Raw genomic sequence first — 17,555 nt, 5'->3', positions numbered from 1 at the left:
TAGGCCTATGGTGGCCCATGCGCCAGAGAGGGGGCGCTCTTTCCGCGCCGATTTGGCCTCATCGCCGTTGCAAACCCGCCCTTGCGCGGACCAGAGAGCCTCCTTACGGTCCCCGGTACGAACCGAGGAGCAAAAATGCGTTTCGAAGGCACGGCGGCCTATGTCGCCGACAAGGATCTGATGGTGGCGGTCAACGCGGCGATCGCGCTGGAGCGGCCGCTGCTGGTCAAGGGCGAGCCCGGCACCGGCAAGACGGAACTTGCCCGCCAGGTGGCGGCGGCACTCGGCCTCGACCTCATCGAATGGCATGTCAAATCGACGACACGGGCGCAGCAAGGTCTTTACGAGTACGATGCCGTGTCACGGCTGCGCGACAGCCAGCTCGGCGATGTCAGGTTCAACGACATCAAGAACTACATCAAGCGCGGCAAGCTTTGGGAGGCGTTCGCGGCCGGCAAGAAGGTCGTGCTTCTGATCGACGAGATCGACAAGGCCGACATCGAGTTTCCCAACGACCTGCTGCAGGAACTCGATCGGATGGAGTTCTTCGTCTACGAGACCGGCGAGACCATCCGCGCTGCGGTGCGGCCCATCGTCATCATCACTTCCAACAACGAGAAGGAACTGCCGGACGCCTTCCTGCGCCGCTGCTTCTTCCACTATATCCGCTTTCCCGATGTCGACACGCTGCACAGGATCGTCGATGTCCACTACCCCGGCATCAAGCAGAACCTGGTGCGCGCGGCGCTGACCCAATTCTACGAAATCCGTGACGTGCCGGGGCTGAAGAAAAAGCCGTCGACATCGGAGGCGCTGGACTGGATCCGCCTGCTGGTCGCCGACGACATCGCGCCAGAGGATTTGCGCGCCGACGCCAAGAACGCGCTGCCCAAGCTGCACGGCGCCCTGTTGAAGAACGAGCAGGACGTGCACCTGTTCGAGCGGCTGGCCTTCATGGCCAGACGGCAGGGGTGAAGATCGAGCGAAGGTCCGCTGCGAGCAGGCTTCGGCCGCTCATTCGGCGGCAGCAAAGCCTCTCTCCTGCGGCGCGACACGCTTCGGTCCAAAGATGACGAAGCCGATGACCGCCAGGGCAAGAACGCCAATCCCGCAATAGAGCATGACCCAGCCGAAGCCATTGACCAGGGCGGCATGCACAATGGCGCCGGACGGGTCGAGGGTTGCGAGGTGAGGCGTCTCCCGTGCAAGGCCATCCAGATTTCCGGCTGCGATCCTTTCCGCCAACGCGCGCAATTCGCTGGGGTCGAAAGCCCCGCCGAATGCGTTGCGGAGATAAGAAGCAATCCCACGCGTCAACAAAAGGCCGAGCACCGCTATGTTGATCGCGAGCGTGATCAGGCGCGCGCTGATGTCGATGCCCGAAGCCATCCCGGCGCGATCGGCCGACACCGCCCCGGTGGTGGTGTTGGTGGTCGGCGAATTGGTCAGCCCGATACCGATCCCGGCGATCAGAGTGCCGGGCAGCATGGTCAGCCAGTTGGCGCCCTCGAGCCCGGACCCGATCCACATGGCGATAAAGCCGATCCCCAGGGTCAGCAGGCCGAGCGGGATCGCGATCCGCGCCTGATAACGCGCACGCAGGCGCTCGGCGATCGGCGGCATCACCATGAAGGGCAGCGTGTAGACCAGCAGCAGCAGGCCGGTCGTGGTGCTGTCGTAGCCGAGCACGCCGGAATAGTAGATCGGCAGATAGATGATGAACGGCCAGTAGCTGAAATTCATGCCTATGGCGCCCATGATCGCACCCGAAAACTGGCGGATGCGGAAGACCGAGAAATCGAACATCGGATAGGGATTGACCCTCTCGGCGACCAGGAACGCGATGAAAGCCGCAACCGACGCGACAATCACGGCAATACGGGCGCCGGCCCCGAGATCAGCACCTTGCGTGATCAGATAGGAGAAGCCGAACACTGCCGCCGACAGGGTCAGCAGGCCTGCCAGATCGAGCTTATGGGCGTTGTGATCGCGCGATTGCGTGACCCCGGCACCAATGAAGGCGAGCGCCAGGATCGCCAGCGGCACGTGGATGAGGAAAACCCATTGCCAGTTCGACAGCGCCACGATCAAGCCGCCGATCGCGGGCCCAAAACCGAGCCCTATGCCGGAGACGACGCTCCAGGCGACGAAGGCCTTGCCGCGCGCCTTTCCGTCCTGGAATTGGTGCGACAGCACGGCCACGCTGCAGGTCAGCATTGCGCCACCGGCAAGGCCTTGCAGAAAGCGGGCGGCGATCAGCAGCGGCGCGCTCGTTGCCAGACCGCACATCAGCGAGGCAAGGCCGAAGGCGACGGTGGTGATCACCATCACGCTCTTTCGCCCGAAACGGTCGGCCAATGTTCCCGTCGCCATCAGCACCGTCGTGCAGGCAATGGTGTAGGCATTCATGATCCACTGCAAATCCTTGAAATCGGCGGCGAGCACGCTTTCCAGCTTCGGCAGGATCACCGGCACGCTGGAGATTTCGAGCCCGAACAGGAGAGACGCAAGGCACACGCCGGTCAGCGCGATGGTGTTTCGTTCAATTTGAAACGGCATGTCGATCACTTTCCAGCGAGACAGGGAGAGGCGGCACTCTTCAAACCGCGGTCAGGCTGACATAGCGGTCAGGCTGACATAGATGAGACTTGACCATGAAAAAAGGCTATGGTTGGCTATATCAGAAATGACAAATTGGCATGATACCGATGGAAGGCCTGGAATGACCACCCTTGACGTCGACGCCGTACGCACCTTCGTGATGGTGGCCGATCTGCAGAGCTTCACCCGCGCCGCCGAAGCACTTGGCAGCACCCAGGCGACGATCAGCGTCAAGCTGCGGCGTCTTGAGGAAAAGCTCGGCGCGCGGCTGATCGAGCGCACCCCGCGCCGCGTCAGCCTGTCGGCGAGGGGCGCCGTTTTCCTGCCTTCCGCGCGCGACTTCCTTGCCGCGCATGAGCGCGCCATGGCCGAGTTTTCCGAAGCGCCCTGCCGGCTCGCGCTCGGCTTTGTCGATCATGTCGCTGGCCCCGAACTTTCCGTCCTGATCGCCCAACTCCACGCGCACGATCCATCGCTCACGCTCAGTTTGAGGATCGACACCAGCACCATTCTGAAAGAGGCGTTCGATCGCGGCGAACTCGATGCGATCATCGTGCACCGCGAGGGCGACAGCCGTCCGGGCCGGACCTTGTCGCGCAATCACTATGGCTGGTTCGCGACGCCTTCCTTCGAATGGCAGCGCGGGACGCCGCTGCGCCTCGCTCTCCTGAGCACCATATGCAGTTGTCCGGATCGTGTGCGAGCCGTCGAGACGCTGGACAAGGCTGGCATCGCCTGGGAGGAGGCATTTGTGGGTGGCGGCGGCGCGGCCGTCAACATTGCGGTATCGGCGGGCTTTGCCGTTTCGGCGCTGGCCCACCGCGTCGTTCCTCCCGGCCTGGTCGAGATTGGCCGCAAGCTCGGCCTGCCGCCGCTTGACCCGTCCGAAGTGGTCCTGCATTCGCACACATTGGCGCCGCGGGCGCGCGAGGCGCTGCACGTGCTGGCCACCGCATTTCGCGAGTACAATTCGGCCGCGGTTTAGGCAAAGCTGTATCCGCCCTGATTCCGTCCGGAACAGATCAGACTTTGGAGGAACCGAAATGACCGAGATCACCGTCCGCCCGCTTGCACAATCCGACCACGCCGACTGGCGGCGCCTGTGGACCGACTATCTGACCTTCTACGAAACCACGCTGCCGGAAGAGGTCTACGCCGTCACCTGGAAACGGCTGTTCACCGAAGGCGAGTTCGAGCCGAAGGGTTTTATCGCTACTCTCGACGGCAAGGCCGTCGGCCTCACCCATTATCTCTACCACCGCTCCGGCTGGTCGGAGAAAAACAATTGCTACCTGCAGGACCTGTTCGCCGATCCGCAGGTGCGCGGCAAGGGCATCGGCGCGGCCCTCATCGAGGCGGTGAAGCAGGAGGCCGGCAAGATCGGGGTGAAAAATGTCTACTGGATGACGCACGAGACCAACGTCACCGCCCGCAAGCTCTACGACCGCGTCGCGCGCAGGACAGGCTTTATCGAGTATGATCTGCTCTGACGATAAGTGATTGAAATAGTCACCATCGCGAACAATCGCCTGGTGTCGCGCGGTCGATCGCCCGGCTCGCCGGATAGATCTGAGGACGGAACGCATGACGCACTATGTGGGAATTCTCGGCGGCGCGGACGATGTTTGGGGGGTGCGGGTCCCTGATCTTCCCGGTTGTCATGGCGGCGGCGCAAACCCCGAAGAGGCGATTGCCGATGCGACATCGGCTGTGCGCGAATGGGTCGAAACACGATTGGCAAAGGGCGTTTCCTTTCCCAAGGCACGCACGCTGGCGGATCTGTTGAGAGCGGACGAGATCGATAGCTCTGCGGGCGAATCCGCCGTCATGATTCCGGTGCTGATCGATTCAGGGCGGCCCGTTCGAGCCAATCTGTCGCTCGATGCCGGCCTGCTGGCGGCCATAGATGCCGAGGCCAGCCGTCGCGGCCTGACGCGCTCTGCCTTTATCGCAAGCGCCGCACGAGAAAAGATCGAGGGCCACAGGTAACAGCCGGCATGTTCATCCCCTTCTTCCTCGAACTGAAGGCAGCGCGTGTTCCCGTTTCGCTCAGGGAATACCTCTCTCTGCTGGAAGGGCTGGAAGCCGGACTGGTCGACTATGATGTCGAGGGATTTTACTACCTTGCCCGCGCCGCCCTGGTGAAGGACGAGCGTCATATCGACCGCTTCGACCAGGTGTTCGCGCATGTCTTCAAGGGCATCGAAGCGCTGGGTGGCCCGGATGCCGTCAATGTCGCCGACATTCCCGAGGAATGGCTGCGCCGGCTCGCCGAGAAGCACCTGACCGAGGAGGAGAAAAAGCTGGTCGAGGCGCTTGGCGGCTTCGACAAGCTGATGGAGACGCTGAAGCAGCGGATCGAGGAACAAAAGGGCCGCCACCAGGGCGGCTCGAAATGGATCGGCACCGGCGGCACCTCGCCCTTCGGCGCCTATGGCTACAACCCCGAAGGCGTCCGCATCGGCCAGCATGAAAGCCGCAACCGCCGCGCGGTGAAGGTCTGGGACAAGCGCGAGTTCAGGAATTTCGACGATGCCATCGAACTTGGCACCCGCAACATCAAGGTCGCGCTGAAGCGGCTGCGCCGCTGGGTGCGCGAAGGCGCGGAGGAAGAGTTCGACCTGCCCGGTACCATCCACGCCACCGCCGAGCACGGCTACCTCGACGTCAAGACACGGCCCGAGCGCCGCAATGCGGTGAAGCTCCTGATGTTCTTCGATGTCGGCGGCTCGATGGACGACCATATCAAAAGCGTCGAGGAACTGTTTTCGGCCGCCCGCGCCGAGTTCCGCCAGCTCGAATATTTCTATTTCCACAACTGCATCTACGAAGGCGTGTGGAAGGACAATCGCCGCCGCCATGCCGAGGTGATTCCGACCTTTGACCTCCTCCACAAATATGGTCCGGACTATAAGGTCATCGTCGTCGGCGATGCCTCGATGAGCCCATACGAGATCGCCCACCCCGGGGGCTCGGTGGAACACTGGAACCCCGAGGCCGGAACCGTTTGGCTCGGCCGGCTGCTGCAGCAATGGCCGAACGCGGTGTGGCTTAACCCCGAGAGCGAAAAGAACTGGGGCTTTACCCATTCGATCGCGATGATCCGTGACATCTTCGGCGGCCGCATGTTTCCGCTGACACTGGCCGGGCTCGAAGGTGCTACGAAGCAGCTTTCAAGAAAGCACTGAAGGACCACGGGAGATCAGATGACCTGCTTCCTCTGCTTGCAATGCGGCGTCCAGTTCGCGGCGACGGAAAAGCCACCGCGACACTGCCCGATTTGCGAGGACGAACGGCAGTATGTGCGCTGGGAGGGCCAGGCCTGGACCACGCCGCAACAACTCGCCGCCGGGCATCGGCTGGTGATGAAGGACGACGCCGGCGTGCTCGCGTTTGGCATCGAGCCGCGCTTCGCCATCGGCCAGCGGGCGCTGCTGGCGCAAACGCCGCACGGCAATGTGCTATGGGACTGCATCTCGATGGTAAGCGACGAGGCGGTGGCGGAGATCAACCGCCGCGGCGGTCTTGCCGCGATCGCCATCTCGCACTGCCATTACTATTCGGTGATGGTCGAATGGAGCGAGGCGTTTGGCGGCGTGCCGATCTATCTCCATGCCGACGACCGGCAATGGATCATGCGGCCGCATCGCTCGATCGTCAGTTGGCAAGGCGAGACGCTGGCCATCAACCCGTCGCTGACACTCATCCGCTGCGGCGGCCACTTTGCCGGCGGCCAGGTGCTGCACTGGAAACGCGACGGTGCCGATGCCCTGCTGACCGGCGACATCCTGCAGGTGACGCCGACACGCCGCCATGTCAGCTTCATGTACAGCTATCCGAACCAGATCCCGCTCAATGCTGCCGCCATACACCGCATCGCGGCAGCCCTTGCGCCGTTCGCCTTCGACGACATCTACGGCGCATGGTGGAACCAGAACATCATCGGCGATGCGAAGACGGCGCTGGCCGCCTCCGTCACGCGCTATCTCGCGGCAATCGCCTGAGGAATTCCAGGTGGTCCGCTCGAAAATGCGGGCAAATGCCGTAACAAACGCCTATCTTGTTGCGAATATCCGGTTGCAACCAAGAACGAGCCGCCAAGGCTGAGGAGATCAAATGGACACCCACACCTACCCAGTAACCCGCACCGACGCCGAATGGCGCGCCCGGCTGACGCCGGAGCAGTACGCGGTCATGCGCAACCATGGCACCGAGCGGCCGGGGAGCTGCGCCCTGCTCTATGAGAAGCGTGCCGGCACTTTTTCCTGCGTTGGCTGCGACCAGCCGCTGTTCCAATCCACGCTGAAGTTCGAGAGCGGCACCGGCTGGCCGAGCTTCAACGATCCCGTTCCGGGCTCGGTCGAGAACACGGTCGACCGCAGCTACGGCATGGTCCGTACCGAATGCCACTGCTCTCGTTGCGGCAGCCATCTCGGCCATGTCTTCGAGGACGGCCCGCCGCCGACCGGCCTGCGCTACTGCATCAATGGCGTGGCGCTGAAATTCGAGCCTGCGGCCTGAACAGGCGTCATCGTTTCTCGCGAAGGGCGGCTCCGGCCGCCCTTTTTCGTACGGGTCGCCTCGTCAGACGACGATCGTGGCGATCAGCCAGAGCGCTGATCCCAGCATGAAGAGCGAAGCCCTGGCACCGCCGGCCTTCTCAGCCGTGCGCCAGACCGCCAAAGTCAGGAAGACGTTGTAGGGGACCGGTGCAAAATGCACCGCCAGGACAAGGCCGAGCGGCATCTTCAGCCCAAGCAGGATCAGCGCCGCAGCAGACGACGCAATATTGATCACGGTCCCGACAAGCATCATGTCACGCCAGAACAGCCGGTCGACCGGCACCTCGCCAAGCCAACGCGAGCGGAAGAAATCCGCGATCACTTACCCTGCCCAAGCACTTCGGTTACGGCGTGCTCGACCCGTGAGCATTCCGTCACCAGCCAGTCGGTCATGGCAGGCCAGTTGTCCTCGGGAAAGCAATTGACCCGCCACATCGAATTGATGCCGAGGCCTTCGCAGCTTTGTTCCGGCCTGAGTTTCAGCCTGTCTTCGATTGCCGGCCGGAACGGCTCCAGCCGCGACCAGCTTTGCGTGGCGCCGAACTTCTCGTTGCGGCCGAAGAAGACGCCGACATGGTTCTGCGCCGGCGCGACATACATGGAAAGGACCAGTGCGAAGTCGGGCAGCCCGCGCTGCCAGAACCAGGGTCCGCGCCGCGCCAGCCGTGCTCTTTCTTCCGGATGCCGTTCGGCAAACAGCGACCAGAAGCCGCGATGGCGGAATTCCGAGGCGCGACGGCCGCCGAAGTCGAATTCGCTCATGGTTCGAACCGTTGAGGGCGCCGCACTGACGCCCCAGACTGTGTCCAGTCTTAGACCATGCCGAGCGCGGCCATGTACAGATCGAGGATGGCATCCTCCTCCTGGCGCTCGGCCTGGTCCTTCTTGCGCAACCGGATGATGGTGCGGATTGCCTTGGTGTCGAAGCCGGTGCCCTTGGCCTCCGCGAAGACTTCCTTGATGTCGTCGGATATCGTCTTCTTTTCTTCCTCGAGCCTCTCGATGCGCTCGATCAAGGCACGCAGCTGGCCGGCGGCAACAGTCTGGCTGGTCTCGGTGATATCGTCGGCCATGTTTTCTCCAAAATCGGTTCCGCGCCGCGACTCGGGGAACGTGCCGCGGCGAATTTCAGCGGTTCGATGCCCGACCCAGGCCGGCGGGTCAAGCCGTTATCGAACAGCTCGCCAAGCCTGCCGCCAGAAGCCGACAGCCTGCTCGTTCCTTGCGAGCTCTCAGTTGAACGCGATCAGCAGATCCTTCGCATCGATCTGGTCGCCGGCCTTGACCAGCACCTCGGCAACCGTACCGTCGCGCTCGGCGTGCAACGCCGTCTCCATCTTCATCGCTTCGATGGAGAGCAGCACGTCGCCGGCCTTGACCGCCTGGCCGGCGGCGACCGCGAGCGCCGAAACCACACCCGGCATCGGCGCCCCGACATGCGCCTCGTTGCCGGGCTCCGCCTTGCGGCGCGCCTTGGCTGCCGAGGCACCGTGCGCGCGGTCGGGCACCTTCACACGCCGCGGCTGGCCGTTGAGCTCGAAGAACACGGTGACCATGCCCTTGTCATCGACATCGCCGAACGCCTGGCAGCGCACGACCAAGGTCTTGCCTTTTTCGATATCGACGAAAATCTCGTCTTCCGATTTCATGCCGTAGAAATAGGTCGGCGTCGGCAGAACGCTGACCGGGCCGTAGGTTTCCTGCGCGGCGACGAAGTCGGAAAACACTTTCGGATACATCAGCCACGAGGCGAACTCGTATTCCGACAGCTTGCGCTCGAGCTTGTCCTCGATCTCCTTGCGGCTCTTCTCGAGGTCGGCCGGCTTCAGCAACGAACCGGGCCGCGCCGTGATCGGCTTGTCGCCTTTCAGTGCCTTCTTCTGCAGCACCCGCGGCCAACCGCCCGGGGACTGGCCGAGGTCGCCGCGCAGCATCGAGACGACCGAGTCCGGGAAGGCGATGTCGCGGGCCGGGTTCTCGACATCGGCAACGGTCAAGTCCTGGCTCACCATCATCAGCGCCATGTCGCCGACGACCTTCGAGGACGGCGTCACCTTGACGATGTCGCCGAACATCAGATTGACGTCATGATAGGTCTGCGCCACTTCGTGCCAGCGTGTCTCCAGCCCCAGAGAACGGGCCTGTTCCTTCAAATTGGTGAACTGCCCGCCCGGCATTTCGTGCAGGTAGACTTCCGAGGCCGGCCCTTTCAGGTCGCTCTCGAAGGCGGCGTATTGGTTGCGAACGGCTTCCCAGTAGAACGAGATCTTGCGGATCCATTGCGGGTCGAGGCCCGGATCGCGTTCGGTGCCCTTCAGTGCTTCCACGATCGAACCCAGACATGGCTGCGACGTGTTGCCGGAGAAGGCGTCCATCGCCGCGTCGATGGCGTCGACGCCGCTTTCCACCGCCGCCAGCACGGTTGCCGCCGACAGGCCCGATGTGTCGTGGGTGTGAAAATGGATCGGCAGGTCGGTCGCCTCGCGCAGCGCCTTGAACAGCACGCGGGCGGCACTCGGCTTCAACAGGCCCGCCATGTCCTTGACCGCGATGATATGGGCGCCGGCGGCCTGTAATTCCTCGGCCAGCCCGACATAATATTTCAGGTCGTACTTGGCCCGCGCCGGATCGAGGATGTCGCCGGTATAGCACATCGCTGCTTCGATCAGCTTGCCCTCGGCGCCCACGGCGTCCATGGCGACGCGCATGTTCTCGACCCAGTTCAGGCAGTCGAAGACGCGGAACAGGTCGATGCCGCCGCTTGCCGCCTGCTTGACGAAATGCTGCACGACATTGTCGGGATAATTGGTGTAGCCGACGCCGTTGGCGCCGCGCAGCAGCATCTGCAGCAACAGGTTGGGGGCTGCTTCCCGCACCAGCGACAGCCGCTCCCACGGATCCTCGGTGAGGAAGCGCATGGCGACGTCGAAAGTGGCGCCGCCCCAGCATTCTAGCGACAGAAGCTGCGGCAAGGCGCGCGCATAGGTGCCGGCGATCCCGGCAATGTCATGCGTACGCACGCGGGTGGCGAGCAGCGACTGGTGGCCGTCGCGCATCGTCGTGTCGGTGACCAGCACTTCCTTCTGCTCACGCATCCAGGCGGCGAACTTCTCCGGCCCGAGCACGTCGAGCTTCTGCTTGCTGCCGCTCGGCACATTGCCGTTGAGATAGGGCACCACGGGCGGCGCCGCGTCGGCCTTTGGCGTCGGCCGCCCGCGCGTCTCGGGATGACCGTTGACGCTGACGTCGGCCAGGTAGTTGAGCAGCTTGGTGGCGCGGTCCTGGCGCTTGACCTGCTGGAACAGCTCCGGCGTCGTGTCGATGAACCTCGTCGTATAGGAATTGTCGGCGAAGCTCGGATGATTGATGATCGCTTCGAGGAAAGTGAGGTTGGTGGCGACGCCGCGGATGCGGAACTCGCGCAAGGCGCGGTTCATGCGGGCGATCGTCTCTGCCGGCGTCGGCGCCCAGGCCGTGACCTTCTCCAGCAGCGGATCGTAGAAGCGGGTGATGACCGCGCCGGAATAGGCCGTGCCGCCGTCGAGGCGGATGCCGAAGCCGGTGGCGCCGCGATAGGCGGTGATGCGGCCGTAGTCCGGAATGAAATTGTGTTCGGGGTCTTCGGTGGTGATGCGGCACTGCAAGGCATGGCCGTTCAGCCGGATGTCCCTCTGCGCCGGTACGCCCGATTCCGGCGTGCCGATGGCGAAGCCGTCGAGGATATGGATCTGCGCCTTCACGATGTCGATGCCGGTCACCATCTCGGTGACGGTGTGCTCGACCTGGATGCGCGGATTGACCTCGATGAAGTAGAACTTGCCGGTATCGGCGTCCTGCAGGAATTCGACGGTGCCGGCGCCGATATAGCTGGTCTCGCGCGCGATCTTCAGCGCGTAGCCGCAAAGCTCCTGGCGCAGGTCCTCGCTGAGATAGGGCGCCGGCGCGCGCTCGACGACCTTCTGGTTGCGGCGCTGGATCGAGCAGTCGCGCTCGAACAGGTGCACGGCATTGCCGTGTGTGTCGCCAAGCACCTGCACTTCGACATGGCGAGCGCGCTCGATCAGCTTTTCGAGATAGACCTCGTCCTTGCCGAAGGCGGCTTTCGCCTCGCGCTTGCCTTCCATGACCTCGCGGGCGAGTTCGGCCTCGGAACGGATGGCGCGCATGCCGCGGCCACCGCCACCCCACGAAGCCTTCAGCATGACCGGATAACCGACCGTCTTGGCGAGTTCCTTGACCGCCTCCAAATCGTCCGGCAACGGATCGGTGGCCGGCACCACGGGCACGCCGACCTCGATGGCGAGATTGCGCGCGGCGACCTTGTTGCCCAGCCGGCGCATCGTGTCGGGCTTCGGCCCGATGAAGCTGATGCCTGCTTGCGCGCAGGCCTCGGCGAATTCGGGGCTTTCCGACAGCAGCCCGTAGCCGGGGTGGATGGCATCGGCGCCCGAAAGCCTGGCGACGCGGATCACCTCCTCGATCGACAGATAGCTCTCGATCGGCCCCATGTCCTTGCTGAGATGCGGTCCGCGCCCGACCTGGTAACTTTCATCGGCCTTGAAGCGGTGCAGCGAATATTTGTCCTCCTCGGCCCAGATCGCCACGGTTTTGAGGCCCAGTTCATTGGCCGCGCGAAAGACACGGATGGCGATTTCTGACCGGTTGGCGACGAGGATCTTCGTGATGGCCAAGGACTGGGCTCCAGCAGCGGAAGGGACGGGAGATCGAGGCAATGATTAACGGGAAAATGCTGCAGTGCAAACAAAATCGACGCCGGTTTAAACCGATTTAAATCAATTATCCGGCCAACACTCGCACGCATTCGTTCGAACGGACGGAACAATGGCGACAATTTCGATCCTGGATGCGATCTTCCCAACCAAGGAAAGCTGACGGGAATGTCACCGCTGCCGGCGCGTCAAAGAAAATGCCCGGCGCGAGGCGCCGGGCATCATTGGTTTCGGATCCGAATGAATTACGACTTCGGGAACCAGGAATACTTCCCGTCGTCCTTCTTCTTCCATTCGTACATGATGTAGCCCGGCAGCTTCGGGTCGCCCTTGGCGTCATAGGCGAGATCGCCCAGAACGGAGGGGAACGGCCCGTTTTCATGCATCGCCTTGGCGACGGCCTGCGGATCGTTCGTCTTGGCGGCGGCGGCCGCCTCGGCGACCACCTGCACGGCGGCATAGGCGTAGAGCGTGTAGGCTTCCGGCTCGAAACCCTGCGCGCGGAACTTCTCGACGAGTTCCTTGTTGGCCGGGATCAGCCGCGGGTCGGGGCCGAACGTGTTGAGCGTGCCGGCGACGGCGTCGCCCGCGATGGCGGCGAGTTCGTCCGTCACAATGCCGTCACCCGACATCATCGGCGCCTTGAGGCCCTGGTCCGCGGACTGACGGATGATTAGGCCGGCCTCGGTGTGCAGGCCACCCCAGTAGATCAGGGTGACGCCGGCTTCCTTCATCTTGGCAATCAGCGCCGAGAAGTCCTTGTCGCCGACATTGACGCCTTCATACATCACTTCCTTGACGCCCGCGGCGTTCATCGCCTTCTTGGTTTCGTCCGCGAGGCCCTGGCCGTAAGGGGTCTTGTCATGGATCACGGCGACTTTGGCATCCTTGAAGTTCGCGGCGATATAGGCGCCGGCGATGCTGCCCTGCTGGTCGTCGCGTCCGCAGGTACGGAACACATTCCACAGGCCGCGCTCGGTGAACTTCGGGTTGGTCGCGGCCGGCGTGATTTCGACGATATTGTTTTCAGCATAGACTTCGGAGGCCGGGATCGACACGCCCGAGTTGAAGTGGCCGATCACAAACTTGACGCCGTCGCCGACGAACTTGTTGGCGACCGAGATGCCCTGCTTCGGATCGGAGACGTCGTCGCCGACTTCGAGCTTGATCTGCTCGCCATTGATGCCGCCCTTGGCATTGATATCGGCGACCGCCGCTTCGGCGCCCTTCTGCAGCTGTGCGCCGAAGGCCGCGTTCGGACCGGTGATCGGACCGGCGACGCCGAACATTACATCAGCCCACGCGTTGCCGCCGAACGCGACGAGCGCGGTCAGGGCTACGGCGGACAAAAGTGACTTTTTCATTTAAACGCTCCCATTAACGGAGTGGGCGTGGATGAAGCTTTCATGCGATGCCCACCCTTATCGCAGAAAGCATAGTTTGCCGATTTTCAGGCACTTGTCACGCCGATTCATCCCTGACGCGGCGTTAATGATGAACGTCAACCTTTCGGTTTCCAGCTCAAGATGGAAGCTCTTTCATAGAGCCAATTATACTGTGTGACCATCTGGTTGGTTCGTGTGTATTGATAGCCGACGAAGCCCAGTATCATCAGCACGATGGTATCGACGATATAGTAATGCAGCGAGAACATCGTGCCGTCGAACAGCGCATGATGGATGAAACGGATACCGATACCGAGGCCGAGCATGTAGGCGAACAGTTGGATGAAGCTGCGCCATGTCTGGGCACTGGCCTTGCCGGTCATCCAGGCCGCCCAGCCGCCGAGCAGGCAGGTGACGAAGAAAAACTGCCAGATCGACGGTTCCTCGTAGAGAATGCCTTGCATGGGAAGTCTCCTGAACTCAGTGATGTCCGCCTTCGAGATAGGCGGCGCGCACTTCCGGATTGGCGAGCAGTTCCTTGCCGGTGCCGCTCATCGTCACATTGCCGTTGACCATGACATAGCCGCGCGTGGCGAGCTTGAGCGCGCCGAACGCGTTCTGCTCGACCAGGAACACGGTCAGCCCTTGGGTGCGGTTCAATTCGCGGATGGCATCGAAGATCTGCTTGACGATCAGCGGCGCCAGACCCAGCGACGGCTCGTCGAGCAGAAGCAATTTCGGCCGCGCCATCAGTGCGCGTCCGATCGACAGCATCTGCTGTTCGCCGCCCGACAAGGTCCCGCCACGCTGGGCGATGCGCTCCTTCAGTCTGGGGAACAGCGTGAACACCTTCTCGACGTCCTCGCCATAGTATTTGAGGTTATCAAGGCTGGCGCCCATCTGCAGGTTTTCCATCACTGTCATGCGCGGGAAGATGCGCCGGCCCTCGGGTGACTGTGCGATGCGCATGCGTGCGATTTCGTGCGTCGGCAACTGGGTAATATCGGCTCCGGCGAAGGTGATGGTGCCCGTGCGGGCCCGCGGAGCCCCGAAGATGGTCATCATCAGCGTCGACTTGCCGGCGCCGTTGGCGCCGATCAGCGCCACGATCTCACCTTGCTTGACGGTGACGTTGACACCGTTCAGCGCACGGATGTTGCCGTAATAGGTCTCCACGCCCTTGATATCGAGCAGCGTTGTCGTGGCCATCACTTGCCCCCTCCACGCTTGCCCTGAACGGGCTTGCCTGTGCCCGCGGCCTTGCCGGAAGCATGACTGGTCGCCACCTTGCCCGCATCGACGCGGCGCGAGAATTGCGTATCCTTGCCCTGACCGAGCAGCTTCGCCTGCTTGACCCATTCCTCGCGCGCGATGCGTCCGTCAAAGGCGAGATAGGCCTCGACCGCCTCGACATCGGCCTTCTTCCAGGCGCCGATCTGATCGAAGTGGAAGATGCCGTGTTCGTTGAGCTTCTTCTCGTTGACCGTACCGATGCCCTTGATGCGGGTCAGATTGTCGGCCTTGCCGCCACGGGGGGCAGCAAGGCGGTTCGAAACGCCTTCGGCCTTCGCGGCAGGCGCCTTGGCGGCCGTTTTCCTTGGTGCCGCTTTCTTCGGCGCGGGCATGGCTGGCGCCGGTGCGACAAGCCTGCTTGCCACGGTGGCGGCGCGGGCGTCGACCTGCGCTGCTTTCGAAGCGCCTTTCGACACGGTCACCCGCTCGCCTTCGCTATGGCCGACGGTGTCGCTCACCGGCCCGGCAAGATACGACGACGACGTCCCCGGGCCATGCGCCGAGTCGGGGCCGGTATCGAGCTGTTCGATGACATCCTCGTCGCCGACCTCGGTCAGCACGGTCTCGACCTCCTCGTCGTCGACGCCGAGATAGGCGGCGATAACACGCGGGTCGGTGCGCACCGACTGCGGATTGCCGTCGGAGATCTTGCGGCCATATTCCAGCACCACGACGTGGTCGGAAATCTGCATGACCACCGACATGTCGTGCTCGATCAGCAGGATCGAAGCGCCTGACGACTTCTTGATGTCCATCAGCAGCTCGTTAAGCGCCGCCGATTCCTTCGGATTGAGGCCGGCCGCCGGCTCGTCGAGGCACAGAAGCTCAGGACCGGTGCACATGGCGCGCGCGATCTCGAGCCGCCGTTGCGCGCCATAGGGCAAGTCGCCGGCCGGATCGTCGGCACGATCGACGAGATCGGCCTTTTCCAGCCAGTGCTTGGCGAGTTCCACCGATTCGGCCGAGGCCCTGCGGTAGCCGCTGAAGCCGAACAGGCCCAGGATCGTATAGCCCGAAGCCTTCATCAGCTTGTTATGCTGGGCGACGAGCAGGTTCTCCAGCAGCGTCATCCCCGAGAACAGGCGGATGTTCTGGAAGGTGCGCGCCACCTTCGCGCGCGCCGGGATCTCATGGTTGGGCAGCCGTTCCAGCAGGTAGCTGGAACCGTCGGCCCGGTTGAGCGTGATCATGCCTTCCGACGGTTTATAAAAGCCGGTGATGCAGTTGAACACGGTGGTCTTGCCGGCGCCGTTTGGGCCGATCAGCGCGGTGATTTCGCCGCGCCTGGCGGTGAAGGACAGGTCGCCGATGGCGACCAGGCCGCCGAACTTCATCGACAGATGATCGACCTGCAGGATGGCATCGTTCATTTGCGTGGTCGCATTCATCAGCCGTGGCCCTCCTTGGTGAAGGAGCCTGAGACAGATCTTCGTTCCCTGAGGAATGCTGTCGGTTCACGGCTGCCGACGAAGCCGCGGGGCTTCCACAGCATGACGATGACCATGGCCATGCCGAACAGAAGCATGCGGTAGAGTTCCGGTGTGAAATCGGGCCCGAAGACCTGCTTGAGGAAGTCGAGTTCGCGCAGCGCCTCGGTGCCGCCGATCATCACCATCGCGGCGACGGCGATGCCGACCAGCGAGCCCATGCCGCCGAGCACGACGATGGCCAGGATAATGGCCGATTCCAGGAAGACGAAGGATTCGGGGCTGACGAACCCTTGCCGCGCGGCGAAGAACGAACCGGCGAAGCCGCCGAACATGGCGCCGGTGGCAAAGGCCGTCAACTTGGTGGTGGTGGTGTTGATACCGAGCGAGCGGCAGGCGATCTCGTCCTCACGCAAGGCTTCCCAGGCGCGGCCGACGGGCAGGCGCCGAAGCCGGATGGTGACGAAGGCGGTTAGCAGGCAGAGCCCAAGGATCAGGTAGTAGAGGAAGATCTTGTAGTAGGCGCTGGACGTGGCGATGTTCAGCACCTTGGCGATGTAATTCGGGTCCGACACGTTGAACGACATCAAGCCGAAGAAGCTGACCTTGGGAATGCCGGAGATGCCGGCCGACCCATTGGTGACCTCGCGCCAGTTGATCAGCACGAGGCGGATGATCTCGCCGAAGGCGAGCGTCACGATCGCCAGATAGTCGCCGCGCAGGCGCAGCACGGGAAAGCCGAGCAGCACCCCCCAGAGCGCGGCCATGGCGCCCGCGGCGGGCAACAGTACCCAGAACGACAGGCCGAAATGCGTGGCGAGAAGCGCATAGGCATAGGCGCCAAGCGCATAGAAAGCGACATAGCCGAGATCCAGCAGACCGGCGAGGCCGACGACGATGTTCAGTCCCCAGGCCAGCATCACATAGATCAGGATCTGGATGCCGAAATTATCGACCCATTTCAACGAACCCTGCAGCCCGGTGGCGACCGACCAGGCGTTGAGTGACAGCACCGCGACGACGAGGATCGGGTACAGCACCAATGCCGAGATGCCCAATTTGGTGAAGTTGGCATGGATGAAGGCGCGGAAGTAATAGATCACGCAGGCCAGCACATAGATGACCGCCAGGGCACGAAGGAATTGCAGGTAGCCGGCCGGTTCTGCCCCAACCCATCCGGCGAGAGAGCTGTTGAACACGAACAGCAGCACCATGGCGACGACCGCTCCGATGAAGGTCGGCAGGGTGAAGAAGCGGGATGCCACACTTGCCGGCATGAGGCCGGTGGCGACATCGGCGATCTTCTGGTTAGCCATGAAGGGCTGGCCGTAGGCGACATAGAGGAAACGCCCGACGGCCGTGGCGATCACCACCGCGGCAAGCAGGCCCCAGCGCTGCACCACGACCAGTTCGTTGGAAATGTTCTGGTCGGTTCTGAGGCCGATGAACAGCACGAACAGGCCAAGCGCTATCGCGCCGGCATAGAAGGCCTCGCGCAGCGCGCGCTGCATGGGGCTGGCGACGATGTCGCGCTGTGGAGATACGGTCACGGCCATG

At 62.9% G+C, this 17,555-nt stretch carries 16 protein-coding genes and 1 pseudogene; 7 read left to right on the top strand and 10 right to left on the bottom strand.

Translation table 11 applies throughout. The annotated features are described in order from the left end of the window. Nucleotides 1-135 precede the first annotated feature (135 nt). Nucleotides 136-975 (top strand): AAA family ATPase, encoded by an 840-nt coding sequence (locus O7B34_RS26375; protein WP_337148782.1) that lies wholly within the window; start codon nucleotides 136-138, stop codon nucleotides 973-975. Between the two features lie 39 nt (nucleotides 976-1,014). On the opposite strand, the gene O7B34_RS26370 is transcribed toward O7B34_RS26375, so the two are convergent. After that, nucleotides 1,015-2,559: an MFS transporter gene (locus tag O7B34_RS26370; protein ID WP_337148781.1), complete on the bottom strand. Its 1,545-nt coding sequence runs from the start codon at nucleotides 2,557-2,559 to the stop codon at nucleotides 1,015-1,017. A 163-nt stretch (nucleotides 2,560-2,722) separates the two neighbouring features. On the opposite strand from O7B34_RS26370, the gene O7B34_RS26365 reads away from it, so the two are divergent. From O7B34_RS26365 to msrB, 6 genes are all read left to right on the top strand, one after another. Then, entirely contained in the window at nucleotides 2,723-3,586 is an 864-nt protein-coding gene (locus O7B34_RS26365) for a LysR family transcriptional regulator (protein WP_027141758.1), read from the top strand. 58 nt (nucleotides 3,587-3,644) lie between these two features. Continuing rightward, nucleotides 3,645-4,091, top strand: a complete 447-nt coding sequence (locus tag O7B34_RS26360) for a GNAT family N-acetyltransferase (RefSeq protein WP_337148780.1) — start codon at nucleotides 3,645-3,647, stop codon at nucleotides 4,089-4,091. A gap of 94 nt (nucleotides 4,092-4,185) precedes the next feature. Next, nucleotides 4,186-4,590, top strand: a complete 405-nt coding sequence (locus O7B34_RS26355; protein ID WP_337148779.1) for a type II toxin-antitoxin system HicB family antitoxin — start codon at nucleotides 4,186-4,188, stop codon at nucleotides 4,588-4,590. Between the two features lie 8 nt (nucleotides 4,591-4,598). After that, the gene (locus O7B34_RS26350) at nucleotides 4,599-5,789 is read left to right on the top strand and encodes a vWA domain-containing protein (RefSeq protein ID WP_337148778.1); all 1,191 of its coding nucleotides are present in this window, start codon (nucleotides 4,599-4,601) and stop codon (nucleotides 5,787-5,789) included. A gap of 18 nt (nucleotides 5,790-5,807) precedes the next feature. Then, a complete protein-coding gene (locus O7B34_RS26345) occupies nucleotides 5,808-6,605 on the top strand; it encodes an MBL fold metallo-hydrolase (RefSeq protein WP_337148777.1) in 798 nt (265 codons plus the stop codon). A gap of 112 nt (nucleotides 6,606-6,717) precedes the next feature. Further along, nucleotides 6,718-7,122, top strand: a complete 405-nt coding sequence (gene msrB / locus O7B34_RS26340; protein WP_027141754.1) for a peptide-methionine (R)-S-oxide reductase MsrB — start codon at nucleotides 6,718-6,720, stop codon at nucleotides 7,120-7,122. A 63-nt stretch (nucleotides 7,123-7,185) separates the two neighbouring features. On the opposite strand, the gene O7B34_RS26335 is transcribed toward msrB, so the two are convergent. From O7B34_RS26335 to livM, 9 genes and pseudogenes are all read right to left on the bottom strand, one after another. Further along, nucleotides 7,186-7,485: a hypothetical protein gene (locus tag O7B34_RS26335; protein ID WP_140713108.1), complete on the bottom strand. Its 300-nt coding sequence runs from the start codon at nucleotides 7,483-7,485 to the stop codon at nucleotides 7,186-7,188. Further along, complete coding sequence (locus O7B34_RS26330; protein WP_337148775.1) at nucleotides 7,482-7,925, bottom strand: hypothetical protein; 444 nt, start codon at nucleotides 7,923-7,925, stop codon at nucleotides 7,482-7,484. Before O7B34_RS26330 ends, O7B34_RS26335 begins: the two co-directional genes overlap by 4 nt. A gap of 50 nt (nucleotides 7,926-7,975) precedes the next feature. Then, complete coding sequence (locus O7B34_RS26325; RefSeq protein ID WP_015315223.1) at nucleotides 7,976-8,236, bottom strand: DUF2312 domain-containing protein; 261 nt, start codon at nucleotides 8,234-8,236, stop codon at nucleotides 7,976-7,978. A gap of 159 nt (nucleotides 8,237-8,395) precedes the next feature. After that, on the bottom strand, nucleotides 8,396-11,854 hold the full coding sequence (gene pyc / locus O7B34_RS26320) for a pyruvate carboxylase (protein ID WP_337148774.1): 3,459 nt from the start codon (nucleotides 11,852-11,854) through the stop codon (nucleotides 8,396-8,398). Between the two features lie 284 nt (nucleotides 11,855-12,138). Then, nucleotides 12,139-13,257, bottom strand: coding sequence for a branched-chain amino acid ABC transporter substrate-binding protein (locus tag O7B34_RS26315; protein WP_140713112.1), 1,119 nt, complete (start codon nucleotides 13,255-13,257; stop codon nucleotides 12,139-12,141). Between the two features lie 137 nt (nucleotides 13,258-13,394). Beyond that, on the bottom strand, nucleotides 13,395-13,742 hold the full coding sequence (locus O7B34_RS26310) for a DUF6867 family protein (protein ID WP_140509916.1): 348 nt from the start codon (nucleotides 13,740-13,742) through the stop codon (nucleotides 13,395-13,397). A gap of 16 nt (nucleotides 13,743-13,758) precedes the next feature. Then, nucleotides 13,759-14,487 (bottom strand): ABC transporter ATP-binding protein, encoded by a 729-nt coding sequence (locus tag O7B34_RS26305; protein WP_140509918.1) that lies wholly within the window; start codon nucleotides 14,485-14,487, stop codon nucleotides 13,759-13,761. Beyond that, nucleotides 14,487-15,959 carry an ATP-binding cassette domain-containing protein gene (locus O7B34_RS26300; RefSeq protein WP_337148773.1) on the bottom strand — a complete coding sequence of 491 codons (1,473 nt, stop codon included), beginning with the start codon at nucleotides 15,957-15,959 and terminating at the stop codon, nucleotides 14,487-14,489. Before O7B34_RS26300 ends, O7B34_RS26305 begins: the two co-directional genes overlap by 1 nt. Beyond that, nucleotides 15,959-17,470 (bottom strand): annotated as a pseudogene (livM, locus tag O7B34_RS26295) (high-affinity branched-chain amino acid ABC transporter permease LivM); the annotation flags it as partial. The pseudogene livM and the gene O7B34_RS26300, both read right to left, overlap by 1 nt. Nucleotides 17,471-17,555: the final 85 nt, after the last annotated feature.

Origin of the sequence: Mesorhizobium sp. Cs1299R1N3, assembly GCF_037179625.1 — a bacterium.
In the GTDB taxonomy this organism is placed as follows: Bacteria; Pseudomonadota; Alphaproteobacteria; order Rhizobiales; family Rhizobiaceae; genus Mesorhizobium; species Mesorhizobium salmacidum.
Note: the sequence above shows the minus strand (reverse complement) of the source record. Positions and strands in the feature narration are given on the sequence as shown.

Coding starts and splice junctions, on each gene's coding strand:
- O7B34_RS26375 (WP_337148782.1), top strand. CDS start 136: ATGCGTTTCGAAGGCACGGCGGCCTATGTCGCCGACAAGGATCTGATG.
- O7B34_RS26370 (WP_337148781.1), bottom strand. CDS start 2,559: ATGCCGTTTCAAATTGAACGAAACACCATCGCGCTGACCGGCGTGTGC.
- O7B34_RS26365 (WP_027141758.1), top strand. CDS start 2,723: ATGACCACCCTTGACGTCGACGCCGTACGCACCTTCGTGATGGTGGCC.
- O7B34_RS26360 (WP_337148780.1), top strand. CDS start 3,645: ATGACCGAGATCACCGTCCGCCCGCTTGCACAATCCGACCACGCCGAC.
- O7B34_RS26355 (WP_337148779.1), top strand. CDS start 4,186: ATGACGCACTATGTGGGAATTCTCGGCGGCGCGGACGATGTTTGGGGG.
- O7B34_RS26350 (WP_337148778.1), top strand. CDS start 4,599: ATGTTCATCCCCTTCTTCCTCGAACTGAAGGCAGCGCGTGTTCCCGTT.
- O7B34_RS26345 (WP_337148777.1), top strand. CDS start 5,808: ATGACCTGCTTCCTCTGCTTGCAATGCGGCGTCCAGTTCGCGGCGACG.
- msrB (WP_027141754.1), top strand. CDS start 6,718: ATGGACACCCACACCTACCCAGTAACCCGCACCGACGCCGAATGGCGC.
- O7B34_RS26330 (WP_337148775.1), bottom strand. CDS start 7,925: ATGAGCGAATTCGACTTCGGCGGCCGTCGCGCCTCGGAATTCCGCCAT.
- O7B34_RS26325 (WP_015315223.1), bottom strand. CDS start 8,236: ATGGCCGACGATATCACCGAGACCAGCCAGACTGTTGCCGCCGGCCAG.
- O7B34_RS26315 (WP_140713112.1), bottom strand. CDS start 13,257: ATGAAAAAGTCACTTTTGTCCGCCGTAGCCCTGACCGCGCTCGTCGCG.
- O7B34_RS26310 (WP_140509916.1), bottom strand. CDS start 13,742: ATGCAAGGCATTCTCTACGAGGAACCGTCGATCTGGCAGTTTTTCTTC.
- O7B34_RS26305 (WP_140509918.1), bottom strand. CDS start 14,487: ATGGCCACGACAACGCTGCTCGATATCAAGGGCGTGGAGACCTATTAC.
- O7B34_RS26300 (WP_337148773.1), bottom strand. CDS start 15,959: ATGAATGCGACCACGCAAATGAACGATGCCATCCTGCAGGTCGATCAT.